The sequence below is a fragment of the Kribbella sp. NPDC051952 genome, from assembly GCF_040680855.1.
Classification (GTDB): Bacteria; Actinomycetota; Actinomycetes; order Propionibacteriales; family Kribbellaceae; genus Kribbella.
The window spans coordinates 32,151-47,926 of sequence record NZ_JBFAXQ010000044.1 but is presented as its reverse complement, the minus strand read 5'-3'; the positions used below and the strand labels follow the sequence as shown (position 1 = coordinate 47,926).

Below are 15,776 nucleotides of genomic sequence, written 5' to 3'. Positions count from 1 at the left end.
CGTGCTGCTGCGCCTCGACGCCGGGAGCTCCGACGAACTCGGTGAACGCCAGCCCGGACAGCATCCGGCTGCGTAGCGCGTCGTTCCCTTCCGGCACCAACTCGACCGCACGCGCGAGGTCGCCGCCGCCACCGCCGTCGATGCGGCACTGCAGCAGGCCACGCAGCCGCAGCAGATTTGCCACCCGGAACGGTTCCGCCGACGGATCGAGCTCAGCCAATGCGGCGGACGCGTGGTCGACACCGGTCTGCGATCGGCCGGTGGTGAACGACACCGCAGTCGCCAGCTCTTGCACCGTGGCGCGGTCGACCTCGATGAGATCCTCGTCGATCCACAGCGCCAGGACGCGTTCGAGCAGGTTGAGCTGCTCGTCGTACGCGTACTGCCGCTCGGCGACCGCTGCGGCCCGCCACGCGGCGACCAGCGCCTTGGCCGGCTCGCCCGCGACGGTCCAGTGCTCGGCCAGCGCGGCGGTCGGCTCCGATCCGGCCGCGATCGCCTCGGCGTACCGGGCGTGCAGACGGCGGCGCTCGCCCGGTAGCAGGGCGCCGTACACCGCCTCGCGGATCAGGTCGTGCCGGATCATGTAGCCGTCGTCGTGGATCGAGATCTGGTTGCGCTCGATCAACTCGCGGACAGCGTCGTCGACCGGTTCGCCGGAGACCTCGGACAGCAGTTCGTCGGTGACGGTGCCGCCCGCGACCGCGATCGTCGCCAGCACCTTCCGTGCCGACGGGGAGAGATCGGCCACCCAGTCCAGGAGCAAGGTGGTGAGTCCGTCGGAGGACGCCGTACCGGCCGCGCGGAGGGCCTCCACGAAAAGCGGGTTCCCGTTGCTGCGGCGGTAGATCTCGCTGCTCGCGACCGGGTCCGGCGGCCGGCCCTCGATCGCGGTCAGCAATGCGCTCACCTCTTGGCGTCCGAGCGGCGCCAGGTCGAGCCGCACGACCTCGGCCCGCCGGCCGACCTCCCCCAGCAGTTGCCGGGTCGGATGCCCTGGGGGCAGCTCACCGGTCCGCACCGTCCCGATCAGCAGTACGGCGTGGGCACCGAGATTGCGGACCAGATACACGAACAGCTCCCGGCTGGAGGCGTCCGCCCAGTGCAGGTCCTCCACCACCAGGACCAGCGGCCGCGTTTCCGCCGCCCGTGCGAGCAGGCCGAGGACCTCACCGAACAGCCGGACGTGACCGCCAGGGGCCTCCGGCAACGACAATTCCGGCAACCATCCCGCCAGCGCGGAGCCGCCGGTCGGCAGGGCCGCGCGCAGCTGGTCCGGGCCCCATTCCCGCAGCAGGCCGCGCAGGATCGCCACGAAGGGCATCCACGGCGTGCCGTCCGCCCCGAGTTCGAGACAGCCGCCGGTCAGCACCAACGGCTTCGCCCCGAGTTCCTCGACCACCGTCGCGACGAGCCGGGATTTCCCGATCCCGGCCTCCCCCGAGACCAGCGCGGTCACCGATTGCCCCGACTCGACCTGTGCGTACGCCGTGCGCAGCGCAGCGAGCTCCGGATCTCGGCTGACCAGCACGGGGCTGATGACGGCGGACGGCATGCGCCCATCCTTACATCACGTGGTTCCCGGTCGAGATGTCATCAGATCTGGTGACGACGGTCGCGGGGCTCGACGCCGAGAGTTGAGGCATCAAGTTCCGAACCACCAAGGAGTTCCCACCATGAGCAACACCCCGAATCGGACCGTGGTCGGCAATGTCTCGCTGTCTCTGGACGGGCGCTTCAACGGACCGGGCGGTGACTACGACATGAGCTGGATCGCTCCGCACGCAGTCACGCCCGGCTCACTCGCCCACATGAGCCGCGTGACCACGCCGGCGACCACGGCCCTGCTCGGCCGGAAGAACTACGAGGGCTTCGGCGGCTACTGGCCGACGGTCGCCGACGACGAGAACGCTCCCGAGGAGAGCCGGGCGTTCTCGCGGTGGCTGAACGACGTCGAGAAGGTGGTCTTCTCGTCCACCCTCACCGAGGCGGCCTGGCAGAACAGCCGGATCGCGTCGACCGACCCGGCCACCACGGTCAAGGAGCTGCGCCGCCAGGAGGGTGGCGACATCATCGTCCTGGCGAGTTCCAGTGTCATCCGCGCCCTGCTCGTCGCCGACGAGCTCGACCGCCTGTCCGTCACCCTCTGCCCCGAGCTGGTCGGCGGCGGTGGCCGGCTGTTCGACGAGACGATCCCGGCCGCATCCTGGACCCTGACCGACTCGACCCCCACCGAGAGCGGCGCCCTCTGCCTGCTCTACGACCGCATCCGCTAATCGATCAGGGATAGTCGATAAGGGCCGTTGGCAACGGTTTTGCGTGGACCACGTGCAGCCGGCTGACGGCCCGGGTCAGGATGACGTAGAGGCGGTGCAGGCCGCGGGGTTCGGCGGCGACGATCTGGGCCGGCTCGGCGACGACGACCGAGTCGAACTCGAGGCCCTTGGCGAGGGTGGCCGGGACACAGACCAGCCGGGCTGCGTCCAGGTCGTCCTCGGTCTCACCGAGCAAGGTCGGCTGCAGACCGGCGGCCGCGAGTACGTCCCGGAGCTGCGCGATCTGCTCGTCGGCGGCGATCAGCGCGACCGAGCCTTCCCCGGCCAGCGCCGCTTCGCAGGCGGCGACGAGCTCGTTCGGGAAGGTTCGCTCATCGGCCTCGACGATGGCGAGCGCGTCGGCGACGGTACGGATGCCGGTCGGAACCCCGAGCGTGGGAGCGATCTGCGGCAGCAGCCTCGCGGCGAAGTTGATGATCTGGGCCGGGACGCGGAAGCCCCGGTCGAGCTCGGCCACCACGCCATCCGTCTTGTCCAGGTGACCGAGGACCTGATCCCACGGACCGGCTGCCCACGACGTCGTCGCCTGAGCCAGGTCTCCGAGCACTGTGGCCGAGCCGGTGCGGCACCGGCGCCCGAGCGCCCGCAACTGCATGGCGGACAGGTCCTGTGCCTCGTCCAGGACAAGGTGACCGAGTGATCCGGGCGTGCGTTCGATCAGGTCCTCGAGCTCGTCCAGCAACACCGTGTCGGCGAACGACCACTTGGCCGACTTCCATGACCGGGCCGGCTTGGCCCACAAGAGCGCCGTACGCTCCTCTTCCGTCAACTCGTCACCGACGACCTGGGTCAGGAAGTCCGCGTTGGACCACAGCCGGTGCAGGATCTGCTCAGGTACGACGCGTGGCCACACGGCGTCGAGTAGCGACTTCACGGGCTTGGAGCGCGCCACTGCGTTCTGGACGCGGTCGTCCGGCGACTCGGCCCGCTCCTCCATCCGGACCAGTACGGCGTGGGCGATCCGCTGCGCGAGCGCGTTGCGACCGGGAGCGTACCTGGTCGACTCCCGCAGGTCGGAGACGATGTCGGCGACCTCGTGCTCGTGTACCCGGTAGCGTCGGGATCCCTTGCTGTACAGGATTCCCTCGGTCGGCGTACCGACGTATGACCAGAGCGCGCGCCGCAGGACTCCCGCCATCCGGGCATCGCCCTTGAGCCGCGCGGCCTCCGGATCGTCCGGTTCCGTGGACGGCCTGGTGATCAGCTCCTCGATGGTGATCTGCCGTACGTCGACCTCGCCCAGCGCGGGCAGGACCTTGCGGATGTACGACAGGAACGAGCGGTTCGGCCCGACGATCACGACGCCACCGCGGCTGAGCCGTTCCCGCTCGGTGTACAGCAGGTAGGCGACGCGATGCAGGCCGACCGCGGTCTTCCCGGTCCCGGGGGCTCCCTGCACGCAGACGCTCGGGTGCAGCGGCGCGCGGACCAGGTCGTCCTGCTCGGGCTGGATCGTGGCGACGATGTCGCGCATCGGCCCGGTGCGCGGGCGCTCGATCTCGGCCCGCAGGAAGGTGTCGGCCTGATCGGACCGGGCCACGCCGACCATCGGCTCGTCCTCGAAGCCGGTCAGCGCGGCCGCGTCGGAGAACCCGTAGCGACGGCGCAGCAGGACCCGCTGGCGGTCGCTGTGGGTGGCTCGGTAGAACGGCACGGAGACAGGTGCACGCCAGTCGATGACGAGCGGTACGCCGCTGCCGTCGTGCACATGCCGTCGCCCGATGTAGATCTGGTCGTGCCCCTCGATCGTCCCGGCCTCGTAGTCGAGCCGGCCGAAGAACAGCGGTACGTCGGGCAGGTCCAGCAGGGCCTGGGTCCGCTGCAGTTTGGCCCGCTCGTTGGCCTCGTTGGTGAAGCGTTCGTCGTTGTCCTCGCCACCGATGATCGGGACGTCGCGAACCTCGACCTCCTGGTGCATGCGGTGCAGCGCGGCGCGGGCGGTGGCGAGAAAGGCGCGTTCGGCCTCGAGTTCCGGCTCGACCATGACAGGTCCCCTCGAATCAGCGGATGGACAGGGTCCCGCCCCGGAGCCAACTCATCCGGTTCGATTCGATCCCGAAAAAGACAGGTCGGGGACGCTACCACCCACGTCGGGGACGTGCCACTGATTAAAGCTGGGCCGATTGAAGCTTGGCGCGGAGCCAGTCCGGGACGTACTGGTCCTCGCGCGGGAACTCGGCCAGGTCCTCGGCGTAACTGGCGTCGTCGACCGGCATCGACCAGGCCGGCTCGCCGTCGTAGTCGAAGTCGGTCTCGAAATGCCCGTCCGGGGTGATCGTGAGCCGCGCGGTCAGCCAGGCGCCCTTCCCCGGCTGGTACATCTGCGACCGCAGGGTCTCGAAGTCGTCCTCGAGCGCCTCCGGCAGCGGATCGAGCGCCGCGTCCCCGGCCGGGCCCGTCACGGTGGCGCCCAGTTCGGCGTACGGCGCGGTCGCGAGGTAGACCGCCGTCACCGCCTGCCAGCCGGCCGGCAGGTCGGCGATGAGAGCGCGGGCGATCGTGTCGAGGGTGCCCATCTCGTTGGCCATCGCAGTCAGGTCTCCCGGTTTCGTTGCGACTTCGGATCCCTGAAGATACTCCGCCGGGGTGGTCGGCCTTCGTGGTGCAGGGTGACGTTGCGCGCCGACGGCCGTTCCGTCGTACCGTCCGGGTACCGGACCGCGATCGTCGCGTGCACCTGGATGCCGGCGACTCGCTTGGCCAGCAAGGCGTCCTCCATCCGGTGCCAGTTGTTGCTGCCCTTCACCGGCTGGTTCTGGCTGCGCGCTTGCGCGGTCAGATTGATCGCCTCGCCCGGGCCTTCGAAGGACGTGGCGAACAGGTGACCACCGTCGTCGGAACGTTCCCGGTCCGGCTTGCCGGCCTGCCGCTGGGCGTACAGGTTGCGCCGGTCGGCGTTCTCCTCCGACGGCAGCCGGCCGAGCCAGCCCTCAGCGTGCTCGACCCGGCCGGCCTTGTCGGTGACATACAGGTACCGCTCGTCGACCAGGTAGACCATCGAAGGCTCAGGGGCGCTCAGGTTCGGGTTCCAGAAGTCTCTGCGGCCCGACTCCTCCTTGTGCACAGGCAGGTCGGCGAACCGCCGCGGCACCTGCGGCAGTTCGTCCGGGCCGTAGCCGACGGCCCGGACGTCGTCCGGGTGAGGAGGTTGCTCCTCCGCCCATCCCGACGCCCGGGCCGTTCGATCGGTCATGTCCGCATCAACTGAGGTTCTCCATCACCCGTCGTTCTCCGCTGACGGAATGATGGCACCTGGGACGTCCACCGGGGCGAAGATCTTGCTCTCACCCGGGTACGGCGTCGACCAGTCGTGCGCCTGGTACCAGTCGAAGTGGTTCATCTGCGCGGGGTTCGCGTAGTCGGCCCGGGCGTCCGGACCGGTCAGCTTCTGCTGCTTCTTCCAGGTCTCCCACTGCGCCGCGACCGCCTGCTGATCGGCCGGAACGACCGCCTTCGGGGCGGGTGCGGCCGCCGGGTCCTGGGCCGCAGGAACGTCCGCGCCACACGGCGGCAGCGTGCTGATCCCCGCCGTCAGCGAGGTCCGGTTCGGCAGCGCCTTGAACGGCGTGTAGTTGGGCTTGTTCGTGAACGCCGCCGCCATCGGCGTGGCCGCGGTGTCCTTCTGGTTCATCGGCGTGATCCCGAGGATCTGCTCGATCGTCCGGATCATCGTGATCTGCGTGTAGTAGTGGCTGTCCACGATGCCGTGCTGGGCGTACGGGCTGATGATCTGGACCGGCGCCCGGTGACCGTCGATGTGGTCGAGACCGGCCTGCGAGTCGTCCTCGACGACGAAGATCGCCGAGTCCTTCCAGTACTTGCTGTGCGAGATCTCGTCGACGATCTTGCCGACCGCGAGGTCGTTGTCGGCCACCTGCGCCGCACCGTTCGGCGGACCGCCGGTGTGGTCGCTGGACAGCCAGAACATGTTCAGGTTCGACGGCCCGTTCTGCTCGAAGTCACGCTTCCAGATCTCGTACCGGTAGATGTCCGGAACGTCGGTGTCGAACTTCGGGAAGCCGTGCACCGACACGTTGTTCAGCGACGGGATCGGTGACGACGACACCAGCGGGTACGCCGTGTCCTGCCCGGTCGCGGCCATGTTCTTCGTGTCGCAGTACAGGTTCTGCCAGGTCGCGCCGGCCGGCTTCGTGAGGAACTGCTGGAACTCGCCGAAGTCGCGGACGGTCTTGCCGGCCGCCTGCGCACCGGTCCAGATGAAGCCGCTCTTCTGGTGGCCGAGCGCGTCGTCCTCGGTGTCGTAGCTGCGCAGGTACTCTCCCGCCGACGACTCGGTGTATTCCGGGTTGTCGGCCTGCATCAGCCAGTTGTGGCCCTCGGCGGAGTTCGTGCCGATGTCGTAGGTGTTGTCGTACAGCCCGAACTGCGCGGCCAGTGCGTGCTGGTTCGGTGTCACGTTCGCGCCGTACTGCGCCAGCGCCGGGTCGCCGTTGCCTTCGGGGATGTCGCCGTACAGCTGGTCGTAGGTCCGGTTCTCCTTGACCAGCAGGAAGACATGCTTGATCGTCGACGGGTCACCGAGCTTGACCGGAACGGGCACCGGCTTGGGCTGGTGCCGCTTGTCCTGCGCGGCCTGTGCGGCGCCCTTGGTCCAGCCGTTCTGCTGGAAGACCTTGGCCGTGTTCGCGCGGATGACGTGGTCGTCCGGCAGCCGGAACCGGGTCAGGCTCGAGGTCGTGTCGTGCGTGGCGTGCCCGGCGGCAGTCGTCGTACGGCGTGCGTCGACACCGCGGGTGTTCGATACGACGATGTCCTTGCCGACGGTCGCGATCTCGGCCGGGAAGTAGTCGGTCGGGAGCAGACCGATGTAGCTGACCGGCTCCAACGGGTTCCGGTACTTGTAGACCGCGACCGCGTTAGCGCGGCCGAGCGTCACCAGCAGATGTCCGTCGTCGGTCAGCGTTACGCCGTTGGGCTCGTAGCCGACCGAGGCCTCTGGCCAGGGCTGGGTCGCGATGGTCTGGACGACCCGCTGGCGACGGGTGTCGATCACGGACACGTTGTTGGTCGCGGTGTTGGTGACGAACACGGCGCCGTTCTTCGCGTACATCGCGGTCGGGTGCAGACCGACGGAGATGCTCGCGGGGGTGGCCGTCGGATGCGTCAGGTCGATCACGCTGACCGTGCCGGTGGTGGTGGCCGCGGTGATCTGGGAGGCGGGCACCTGGGTGCCGTACGAGTTGATCGTGGGCTCGCCGGGCTTCGCCGGCCGTCCACCCTCGTTGCTCACGTAGAGCTTCGACCCGACCTGAACCATGTCGCGCGGTGCGTTGCCGACGGCCCAGCTCTGCTTGACGGTTCCGGTCGCCGTGTCGATCGCGACCACGCGGTTCTGGCCGTTGACCGCCGAGTAGACGGTGGAACTGTCGGCCGAGAACACCGCCTCACCGACCAGCGCGTGCTTCGCGCCGTCGGCCGCGATCGTGACGAACGTCGGGTTCGCGAGCGAGCCGTCCGGGTTCACCGTGAACCGGCGGTAGCCGTCGGTCTGCCCGAGCCACACCTGCGAACCGTCGGGCGAGTACGTCGGGCCTTCCTGGCCGATGTCGTTGCCCGGGATCTTCAGGTCCGCGGCGGCGTTGTTGCCGACGTACTGCTGGACCTTCCAGTTCTTCAGGTCGACGACGGCCAGCGCCATCCCGCCGTCGGTGATGCCGGCGGCCAGGTGGCTGCCGTCCGGGCTGACCGCGGACGACATGATCTTGCCCTTGTCCAGCACCAGCCGGTTGCCGTACGGCGCGATGTACTGGTCGCTCGAGATGACCTGGCCCTTGTCGGTGACCTGACCGACCTGGTCCTTGCCGAACTGGTGCGTCGACGCGACGGCCGTACCGGCCAGCGCGACGGCGAAGGCGGTGGTGCCCGCTGTGACCAGCGGTAGCCGGTGACGCAGCCGGCGTGTCAGGCCCTTGGTGTCACGCCTGCGGCGTGTTACCTGCATGGGGCTATCCCTTCGAGGTGGACGGAAGCAGTTCGATGTTGCCGTCGAACTGCCAGAGCGGATTCGGTTCGTCGCCGGACGACGTGCGGACCAGGAAGAAGCCGTTGACTTCCTTCGGTCCGTCCCCGTCGGCGACGTACCGGCCGAGTGGGTTGATGTCGAGTTGGTAGATGGCCGAGCCGGCGTTCTCGACGCCGGGGACGTGCCAGCTGATGACGCAGCGCCAGTCGTTGCCGGCTCCCTGCGCGGCGACCTGGTCGCCACCCTTGGTGCATGCGGCCGAGGTCTGCAGCTGCTCCTCGGTGACATCGGGCCGGTTGAGCTGCTTGGTCTGCAGCCGGTAGAGATGCGCGAACGCCGTCGCGGCCGAGCGCTGCACCTTGTCCTGGTCGATCCCGGAGCCGGTCCCGGCGACCGGGATCATGACCGCGGCGGTGAGGCCGAACAGTACGACGAGCGGCAGCAGGCCGGCCGTGATCGCCAGCCGGCCGGACCCGTCGTGCGTCGGGTTCGTGAAGTCACGCCGTACGAACAGGAGGTAGGCCAGCGCGGTCGCGACGACAGCCCAGACCAGGCTGACGGCGATGCCGATCAACAGCGGTCCGAGTTGGCCCGGACTCGTGAACAGGCCGTTCCAGCTGATGAAGGCGTAGCCCGGAAGTGCGTACCGGACGGCGACCGGGAGCGGCAACTGCTGCAGGATCTGCATCGCCAACGCGACCACGGCCGGGAGCAGCAGGCCCATCGGCGACCGGCCCAGCGCGACCGAACCGAGCAGGCCGATCGCAGCGAGCGCCAACGTCGGCGCGAGGGCGCAGGCCCACGCGAGCAGGACCTTGCCGGCCGCATCGCCCGGCGCCAGCTGGTGACCGTCGAGCCCGATCAGGAATCTGTTCCCGACCACCGCGACACCGCTGACCGTGCTCGAGCAGACCAGCCCGATCACGAGCACCAGGATCACGGTCAGGCTGGCCAACGTCTTCGACACGAAGATGCGGCGCGGCGACCGAACCGCCACCAGCAGGTGGCGCCAGGTGCCGAGCCGGTCCTCAGCGGCGAAGATGTCGCCGGCGATCAGCGAGGTCAGTAGCGGAAGCGCCCAGGAGCCGGAGAAGCCGAGGATCACCAGCGGTCCGGCCCAGCCGGTCGCGTGCATCCAACGCCCGAAGAGCGTGTCGACCGGGAGCGAGGCCTGCTGGCTGATCACGGCAACGAAGGCCGCGGGTGCGAGCCAGCACGCGACGATCAGCAACCGCACCCGCCACTGCGAAACCAGCTTCACCAACTCGAAGCGGTATCCCCGCGCCACCGACACTCGCCGGACGACCGGGGCCTTCTCGACAACGGTCGCGGTCACTGGTCGGACTCCTGCTCGGTGAGCGCGAGGAACGCGGCTTCGAGTGGCGACACCACGGGTGCGAGCTCCCGCACGGCGATGCCCGCGTGCACGAGCCGCTTCACGAGTTCGTCCAGCGCGGGCACGGCCGCGGTCACCACCAACGCTTCCGTCCCTTGCCGTACGGCGCTGTCGTCGACGACCCGGATCCCGGCCGTGTCTCCGGCCAGCCGCCGGGCCTCGGCCAGGTCGGAGGTCAGTAGGCGGTAGTCGAGTTCGTCGTTCGCGGCGGCGAGCTTGGTCAGTGGGCCGGAGAAGGCGACCCGGCCGGTGGAGAGGATGGTGACCTCCGAACAGAGCGACTCGACGTCGTCCATCCGGTGACTCGACATCACCACCGCCACGCCGTCGGCGGCGAGCCGGCTGAGGACGCCGTACACGTGCTTCTTGCCGGCCGGGTCGAGGCCGTTGGACGGCTCGTCGAGGATGAGCAGCCGGGGCTTGGTGAGTAGGGCGGCCGCGAGACCGAGGCGCTGCCGCATGCCGAGCGAGAACCCACGGACGCGGTCGTCGGCGACATCGGTGAGGCCAACCTGGTCGAGGGCGTCGTCGATGCCCAACGTGTGCGCGTCATCTCCGCGCAGCGCGGCCAGGGCGGCGAGGTTCTGCTTGGCGGTCAAGGACGGGTAGAGACCAGGGCCGTCGACGAAACCCGCGACTCCCTCCGGGACCGCGAGCGCGCGGCCGACCGGCGTACCCAGAATCTCGAGGCTGCCGCTGTCGGCGACGGCCAGGCCCAGCAGCAGACCGAGCAGGGTGGTCTTGCCGGCGCCGTTCGGCCCGACCAGTCCGTGCAGCTGCCCCGGCGCGACCTCGAGGTCAATGCCGTCGAGCGCGATCACCTCACCGAAGCAACGGGTGATGCCGCGGGCTCGGACAGCAAGCGGTGTGTCCATGGATTCCTTCTGGGGGGCGGATCCTGACCAGAAAACATTAGACAGCGATACATATTAACGCAGGAACCGGGAGTTGAACGATCGAAGAACGCCTGTGATCAGATGTCAGCGGTAGGCGCGGGCCTGGAGCTCGAAAAGTTCGGCGTACCGGGCACCGTTGGCGAGGAGGGCCTCGTGGGTGCCGACCTCTTCGACCCGGCCGTGGTGCATGACCACGATCAGGTCGGCCATCCGCACGGTGGAGAAGCGGTGCGAGACCAGGATGGTGATGCCGCCGGTCTCGGCGGCCGCGATCTTGGCGGCGGCGGCGTACTGCTCGTAGAGGCGATGCTCGGCCTCGGGGTCGAGCGCGGCGGTCGGCTCGTCGAGCAGCAACAGGAGCGGGCGCTCGCGCATGAACGCCCGCGCCAGCGCGAGCCGCTGCCACTGGCCGCCGGACAGCTCGACTCCGTCAGTGAACTTCTTGCCCAGTCGGGTGTCGAGCCCGCGCGGCAATCCGGCGATCACCGACTCCGCGTCGCCTCTGGCGATCGCCGCGCGGACGGCGACGTCGTCGGACGACCGGGCGACGTCACCGATCCCCACCACCTCACGGGCGGTCAACTCGAACTTCACGAAGTCCTGGAAGCCCGCGGACAGCTGCGAGCGCCACTCGTCCGGTGAGATCGTCGACAGGTCCACGCCATCGACCAGGATGCGTCCCGTGGTCGGGTCGTACATCCGCGCGAGTAGTTTGACCAAGGTCGTCTTGCCCGCGCCGTTCTCCCCCACCAACGCGACCGCCGATCCAGCGGGCACGTTCAGCTCGATGTCGCTCAGTACGGCGGAATCCGAACCAGGGTAGGAGAATCCGACGTTCCGCAGCTCGATGCCGGACTTCAACCGCGGCGGCGCCGGGGTGTCCGAAGCCTTCCACGAGTTCTCCTTCGCGTACTCGCGCAACCAGTCGTACCGGCTGAAGCTCCGCACGACCTCGCCGACCCAGTACACGTTCTGCGCGATCCCGCCGGTCATCTGATCCACCTGCGGCGCCAGCAACAGCACGAGTACGACGTCACCCGCCGACTGCTGCCCGTTGCGGGCCCGGCTGATGATCCACACGACGGCCACGGCGTACGCGAGACCGAACACCAATCGGACCGATCCGTCCACCTTCCCACCCCAGCGGGCCGCCGCGACCCGGCGACGGAACCGCTCGGTCTGCAACGCGAAGATCTTGTCCAGCAACACTTTCCCGAGCCCGAACACCCGGAGCTCCAGACCCGTCCGCGGGTCCTTCGCCATCTCGATCAGCCGATCGACCAGGCGCTCCTGCGGCAGCGAATCCTCCCAGGCCTTCTGCTGCCGCGTGCTGCTCAGGTACGCGGACCAGATCCGCGCGGCACCGAGCAGCGGCAGGACCAGCAGCAACGGATGCACGGACCCGAGCAGCGTGAGCACGGTCGCCGTGTTGGTCACGGTCGCGAACACCCAGAGCAGGACCTCGGCCCCGACTCCCATCCGCCACGCGCGTTCACGGACGAGCTCCAGCCGGTCCGCGACGTCGGGCCGCTCGTGGTGCGTCAGGCCGGGAATGCCCGTGGTGACGTCGAGCAGGTCGGCGTGCACCCGGCCGGCCATCCGTTCCTGCGCGGTGTCCTGCAGCGGCCAGCCCACCACGTCGGCGACGAACGACACCGCCAGACCACCGACGATGATGCCGATCCCGAAAGCGATCGCATCGGAGTCGTCGAGGGCGATCCCGTTGACGAGCCGACTGACGCCGTACGTCTGGGCGGGTGCGGTGATCGCGCGGACCGCGACGAGCACGGTCGAGGCCGTCATCAGCACCGGCGCGGCTTTGAACGACGTCGACAGCCACAGCCACAGAACCCGGAAGCTACGCATCGATGGGATCCTCCGGTGCCGTCACGTAACGCTCGGCCTGCAGGTGGAACATCGCGGCGTACGCGCCGTCCGCGGCGAGCAGTTGTTCATGGGTGCCGTCCTCGACGATCCGCCCGTCGGCCAGCACGCAGATCCGGTTCGCGTTCCGGACCACCGAGAACCGGTGCGAGATGATCAACGACGCCACCCCGGACGTGAGCTCGAGATACCGCTCGACCAACTCCGCCTCGGCCCGTACGTCGAGTGCCGCGGCTGGCTCGTCCAGCACCAGCACCCCAGCTCCGGCATGGACGGCGAACAGCGCACGAGCCAGTGCGATGCGCTGCCACTCGCCGCCGGACAGGTCGACGCCACCGTCGAAGGTCTTGTCGAGCACGGTGTCCCATCCGTTCGGCAGGCCACGGACTACCTCGTCGATCCCTGCCTCCCGGGCGACCTTGGCGAGGGTCGTGTCGTCGTCGGCGCGTTCGATCGCGCCGTACACGACGTTGTCCGTGACCGACAGCGGGAAGCGCAGGAAGTCCTGCACGATCGCCGCGATGCGTCGCTGCCAAGCGGCAAGGTCGAGCTCGGCCAGGTCGACGCCGTCCACGGTGATCCGGCCGGTGGTCGGACGGTACGCACCGCCGAGCAGCTTCACCAGCGTGGACTTGCCGGCGCCGTTGATGCCGACGAGTGCGAGCGCTTCGTGGGCGTGGATGGTGAGGTTGAGATCGCGCAGTACGTCGACATCGGAGCCGGGATACCGGAAGCTGACGTTCTCGAAACGCACCTCGCGAGCCGGCATCGTCTCGATCCGGTGTGCGCTGACCGCGACGGGCTCGGGGTGACGTTCGGCGATCCGGTCCGGCAGCTCCTTCATCGCCCGGTACGCCGACAACCCGCGCCGCACCTGCACCACGCCGTACCCGTTCATCGAGACTCCGATGGCGAGGATCGCCGGGACGGTGGTCGCGACCTCGGTGAGCGGGAGGTCGCCGTTGAGGGCGGCCCGGCCGACCAGGAGGATCGCGAACCCGTTGGCGGCCAGGTGCAGGCCGCCGGTCAGGATCGACCACTTCACGTTCCGGCCGCGGCGCTCCCAGACCGCACGGAAGCCGTCGGTCCATTCACGGACGTAGCGATCGACCAGCCAGTTGTGCAGCCCGAAGACGCGGAGCTCCTTCGGCGCGTCACGCATGCCGAGATCGAACAGGTAGTTCGCTCGGCGCTGTTCCTCGGTGTTACCCCACCAGACGTCGATCTCGCGCTCGATCAGGCGGCCGCCGTACCACTCCAGCAAGGCGGTGATCGCGACCAGCATCAGGGCGACCCACCAGGAGAACATCACCGCGACGATCACGGCCGAGCCGATCAGCGTGACGCGGCTGGCGAGCAGGAACGGCAGGTTGGACATGCCCTGCGCGAGGTGGAAGCCGCCTTTGCCCTTGGCTCGTTCTTGAACGTCCAGCACCTCGGCGTCCTCGAGGTGGGCGACCCGGCGCGGCGTGAGCAGCGGCTCGGTGATGCCGGTGCCGATCGCCCGGACGAGGGCCGCGTCCATGACGAGCGAGGTCACCCGCTGGACCGCGGGCATCAGGCTCTCCAGCACGAACACGCCCAGCAGGAGGCCGAGCAACCAGCTGAATCCCGTGAACGACATCGCCCCCGGCGCATCGTCGATCACACCTGGAACCGCACCGACGACCTGACCGGTCAGCAGCGTGACCCCCATCCCCAGCACAGCGCCGAGGATCGAAAGCCCCACGGTCAGAAGGGTGCTACCAGGTGCAACACGCAGCGCATACCGCAGCAGAGTCAGCACCGAACCGACCGTAACGGTCCAGACCGACAATCCGCACGCGAGTTTCCCCCAGCCAGTTCTGTCAGCTGTCGGCGATGGGTGCTGCGTGGGCTTCTGTATATCCGGCTGCAGCCAACCGATCGAGGGTTTTCTCCAGTACGGCGGTGTCTTCCAGGGTCCGTACTTCGGTGATCTTTCCCCAGCGAATGGTTAGGAACTGGTGGACCACGTTTTGATAATGGGAGCCGTCGACCACCCCGACGTGAACAGTCACCGCCGTCGCAACCCGCGTGTTCCACGGCCACCCCGCCACCAGCACGTCCTGCACCTCGAAGCGCGTGTTCGGCAGCAACCGGAAGCACCGCTCCCACCACCGCCGCAACGCATCATGCGTATGCCGCTCCCCCGACAACGCATGATCCCCGTAGAACCGGTAGGTGAACGACGGCGCCATCCCCGCCACCATCGCCTCCCAGTTCCCCGCACTGATCTGCGCGAACGCCCGGCGCACCTGCCCCGCCACGATCCGGTGATACATGCCTCTCTCCCCTGGTCGGCCAGTGGCACCAACCTACAAATAGTGAGTTCAATGACGCAACTGACTACAGTGGTGACATGCGAAACACCAGCTTCGCCTCGATGCACTGCTCACTCGCCCAGTCCCTCGAACTCATCGGCGACTGGTGGACTCCCCTGGTGCTGCGCGACCTCTACCTGGGCCTCAACCGCTTCGACCAGCTCGTCACGGACCTCGGGATCTCCCGCAACCTGCTCACCGACCGCCTCACCACGCTGATGGACGGCGGCCTCGTCGTACGGACGCCGTACCAGGAGAATCCCGTCCGGCACGCCTACGCGCTGACCGAGGCGGGCCAGGAGCTCGTGCCGATCCTGCTTGCACTCACGGCCTGGGGTGATCGCTGGGCGACACCGCCCGCGGGTCAGCCGATCCGCTTCACCCACAACACCTGCGGCAAGGTCACGACGGCCACCATCTGCTGCTCAGAGTGTGGCGACGAGCTGACCTCCGCGGACGTCACACCCTCCCCCGGCCCAGGCGGCCGAACTGCTCCGGGGACTGCGCTGATTGCAAGCGTGCTGTCAGGAGTCGAGGCGAAGCCGTAACAGCTGGGCCATCGGCATCGACTCACCATCGCGAGCGCCGCGCCCGACATCGAGCGGCGGATCGGACGGAGTCACGCGGACACCGGTCACGCGAGCCTTCAGACTGGCCGGAACAGCGAGGATGTAGAAGTTCGCGTCGACATCCACGCCCAGCGACCGATTCTTCTTCAGGTACCACCCGGTGACCTGGGTCCGATAACTAGTGCCCGTGCCCACGACCTGCGCCCGCAGCTCCTCAGGCTCGACGCCCCGGGACTTCATCTCCTCGACGAATCCAACGAGCAGTTCCCGAGCCTGCGCGGTCTCACCGGCCTTCCGGCGTTCCAGCGCAGCCGCCTGTGCCGCAGCGGCCTCACGCCGTTCCGCCCGCCAGTTCTCCTGATCACCCACA

13 protein-coding genes are annotated in these 15,776 nt (G+C 68.6%); 2 read left to right on the top strand and 11 right to left on the bottom strand.

Annotation, left to right across the window (positions count from 1 at the left end):
• On the bottom strand, positions 1 to 1,555 hold a 1,555-nt coding region (locus AB0L70_RS40110), incomplete at its 3' end, for an AAA family ATPase (RefSeq protein ID WP_363692158.1).
• A 121-nt stretch (positions 1,556 to 1,676) separates the two neighbouring features.
• Here AB0L70_RS40110 and AB0L70_RS40105 point away from each other — a divergent pair.
• Complete coding sequence (locus AB0L70_RS40105) at positions 1,677 to 2,276, top strand: dihydrofolate reductase family protein (protein WP_363692157.1); 600 nt, start codon at positions 1,677 to 1,679, stop codon at positions 2,274 to 2,276.
• A 4-nt stretch (positions 2,277 to 2,280) separates the two neighbouring features.
• Here the strand turns inward: AB0L70_RS40105 and AB0L70_RS40100 are convergent, their stop codons facing one another.
• The 9 genes from AB0L70_RS40100 to AB0L70_RS40060 all read right to left on the bottom strand — a co-directional run bounded on the left by AB0L70_RS40100 (position 2,281) and on the right by AB0L70_RS40060 (position 14,798).
• On the bottom strand, positions 2,281 to 4,320 hold the full coding sequence (locus AB0L70_RS40100; protein ID WP_363692156.1) for an AAA family ATPase: 2,040 nt from the start codon (positions 4,318 to 4,320) through the stop codon (positions 2,281 to 2,283).
• A 124-nt stretch (positions 4,321 to 4,444) separates the two neighbouring features.
• The gene (locus AB0L70_RS40095; protein ID WP_363692155.1) at positions 4,445 to 4,864 is read right to left on the bottom strand and encodes a hypothetical protein; all 420 of its coding nucleotides are present in this window, start codon (positions 4,862 to 4,864) and stop codon (positions 4,445 to 4,447) included.
• Between the two features lie 5 nt (positions 4,865 to 4,869).
• On the bottom strand, positions 4,870 to 5,529 hold the full coding sequence (locus AB0L70_RS40090; RefSeq protein ID WP_363692154.1) for a DNA/RNA non-specific endonuclease: 660 nt from the start codon (positions 5,527 to 5,529) through the stop codon (positions 4,870 to 4,872).
• Positions 5,530 to 5,553: 24 nt separating this feature from the next.
• Positions 5,554 to 8,298, bottom strand: coding sequence for a phosphoesterase (locus tag AB0L70_RS40085; RefSeq protein ID WP_363692153.1), 2,745 nt, complete (start codon positions 8,296 to 8,298; stop codon positions 5,554 to 5,556).
• Between the two features lie 4 nt (positions 8,299 to 8,302).
• Positions 8,303 to 9,655, bottom strand: a complete 1,353-nt coding sequence (locus AB0L70_RS40080; RefSeq protein ID WP_363692152.1) for an ABC transporter permease — start codon at positions 9,653 to 9,655, stop codon at positions 8,303 to 8,305.
• Positions 9,652 to 10,590 carry an ABC transporter ATP-binding protein gene (locus AB0L70_RS40075; protein WP_363692151.1) on the bottom strand — a complete coding sequence of 313 codons (939 nt, stop codon included), beginning with the start codon at positions 10,588 to 10,590 and terminating at the stop codon, positions 9,652 to 9,654. Before AB0L70_RS40075 ends, AB0L70_RS40080 begins: the two co-directional genes overlap by 4 nt.
• 105 nt (positions 10,591 to 10,695) lie before the next feature.
• Positions 10,696 to 12,477, bottom strand: a complete 1,782-nt coding sequence (locus AB0L70_RS40070) for an ABC transporter ATP-binding protein (protein WP_363692150.1) — start codon at positions 12,475 to 12,477, stop codon at positions 10,696 to 10,698.
• Complete coding sequence (locus AB0L70_RS40065; RefSeq protein ID WP_363692149.1) at positions 12,470 to 14,224, bottom strand: ABC transporter ATP-binding protein; 1,755 nt, start codon at positions 14,222 to 14,224, stop codon at positions 12,470 to 12,472. Before AB0L70_RS40065 ends, AB0L70_RS40070 begins: the two co-directional genes overlap by 8 nt.
• Before the next feature lie 118 nt (positions 14,225 to 14,342).
• Positions 14,343 to 14,798 carry a nuclear transport factor 2 family protein gene (locus AB0L70_RS40060; protein ID WP_363692148.1) on the bottom strand — a complete coding sequence of 152 codons (456 nt, stop codon included), beginning with the start codon at positions 14,796 to 14,798 and terminating at the stop codon, positions 14,343 to 14,345.
• Between the two features lie 77 nt (positions 14,799 to 14,875).
• Here AB0L70_RS40060 and AB0L70_RS40055 point away from each other — a divergent pair, with 77 nt between their 5' ends.
• On the top strand, positions 14,876 to 15,385 hold the full coding sequence (locus tag AB0L70_RS40055; RefSeq protein ID WP_363692147.1) for a helix-turn-helix domain-containing protein: 510 nt from the start codon (positions 14,876 to 14,878) through the stop codon (positions 15,383 to 15,385).
• On the opposite strand, the gene AB0L70_RS40050 is transcribed toward AB0L70_RS40055, so the two are convergent.
• Entirely contained in the window at positions 15,362 to 15,775 is a 414-nt protein-coding gene (locus tag AB0L70_RS40050; RefSeq protein WP_363692146.1) for a hypothetical protein, read from the bottom strand. The genes AB0L70_RS40055 and AB0L70_RS40050 overlap by 24 nt on opposite strands.
• Between the last annotated feature and the right edge of the window lies 1 nt (position 15,776).

Excerpts from the sequence above, each read along its gene's own strand:
- AB0L70_RS40085 (WP_363692153.1), bottom strand. The coding sequence starts at position 8,298 with ATGCAGGTAACACGCCGCAGGCGTGACACCAAGGGCCTGACACGCCGG.
- AB0L70_RS40100 (WP_363692156.1), bottom strand. The coding sequence starts at position 4,320 with ATGGTCGAGCCGGAACTCGAGGCCGAACGCGCCTTTCTCGCCACCGCC.
- AB0L70_RS40060 (WP_363692148.1), bottom strand. The coding sequence starts at position 14,798 with ATGTATCACCGGATCGTGGCGGGGCAGGTGCGCCGGGCGTTCGCGCAG.
- AB0L70_RS40075 (WP_363692151.1), bottom strand. The coding sequence starts at position 10,590 with ATGGACACACCGCTTGCTGTCCGAGCCCGCGGCATCACCCGTTGCTTC.
- AB0L70_RS40070 (WP_363692150.1), bottom strand. The coding sequence starts at position 12,477 with ATGCGTAGCTTCCGGGTTCTGTGGCTGTGGCTGTCGACGTCGTTCAAA.
- AB0L70_RS40090 (WP_363692154.1), bottom strand. The coding sequence starts at position 5,529 with ATGACCGATCGAACGGCCCGGGCGTCGGGATGGGCGGAGGAGCAACCT.
- AB0L70_RS40055 (WP_363692147.1), top strand. The coding sequence starts at position 14,876 with ATGCGAAACACCAGCTTCGCCTCGATGCACTGCTCACTCGCCCAGTCC.
- AB0L70_RS40095 (WP_363692155.1), bottom strand. The coding sequence starts at position 4,864 with ATGGCCAACGAGATGGGCACCCTCGACACGATCGCCCGCGCTCTCATC.
- AB0L70_RS40105 (WP_363692157.1), top strand. The coding sequence starts at position 1,677 with ATGAGCAACACCCCGAATCGGACCGTGGTCGGCAATGTCTCGCTGTCT.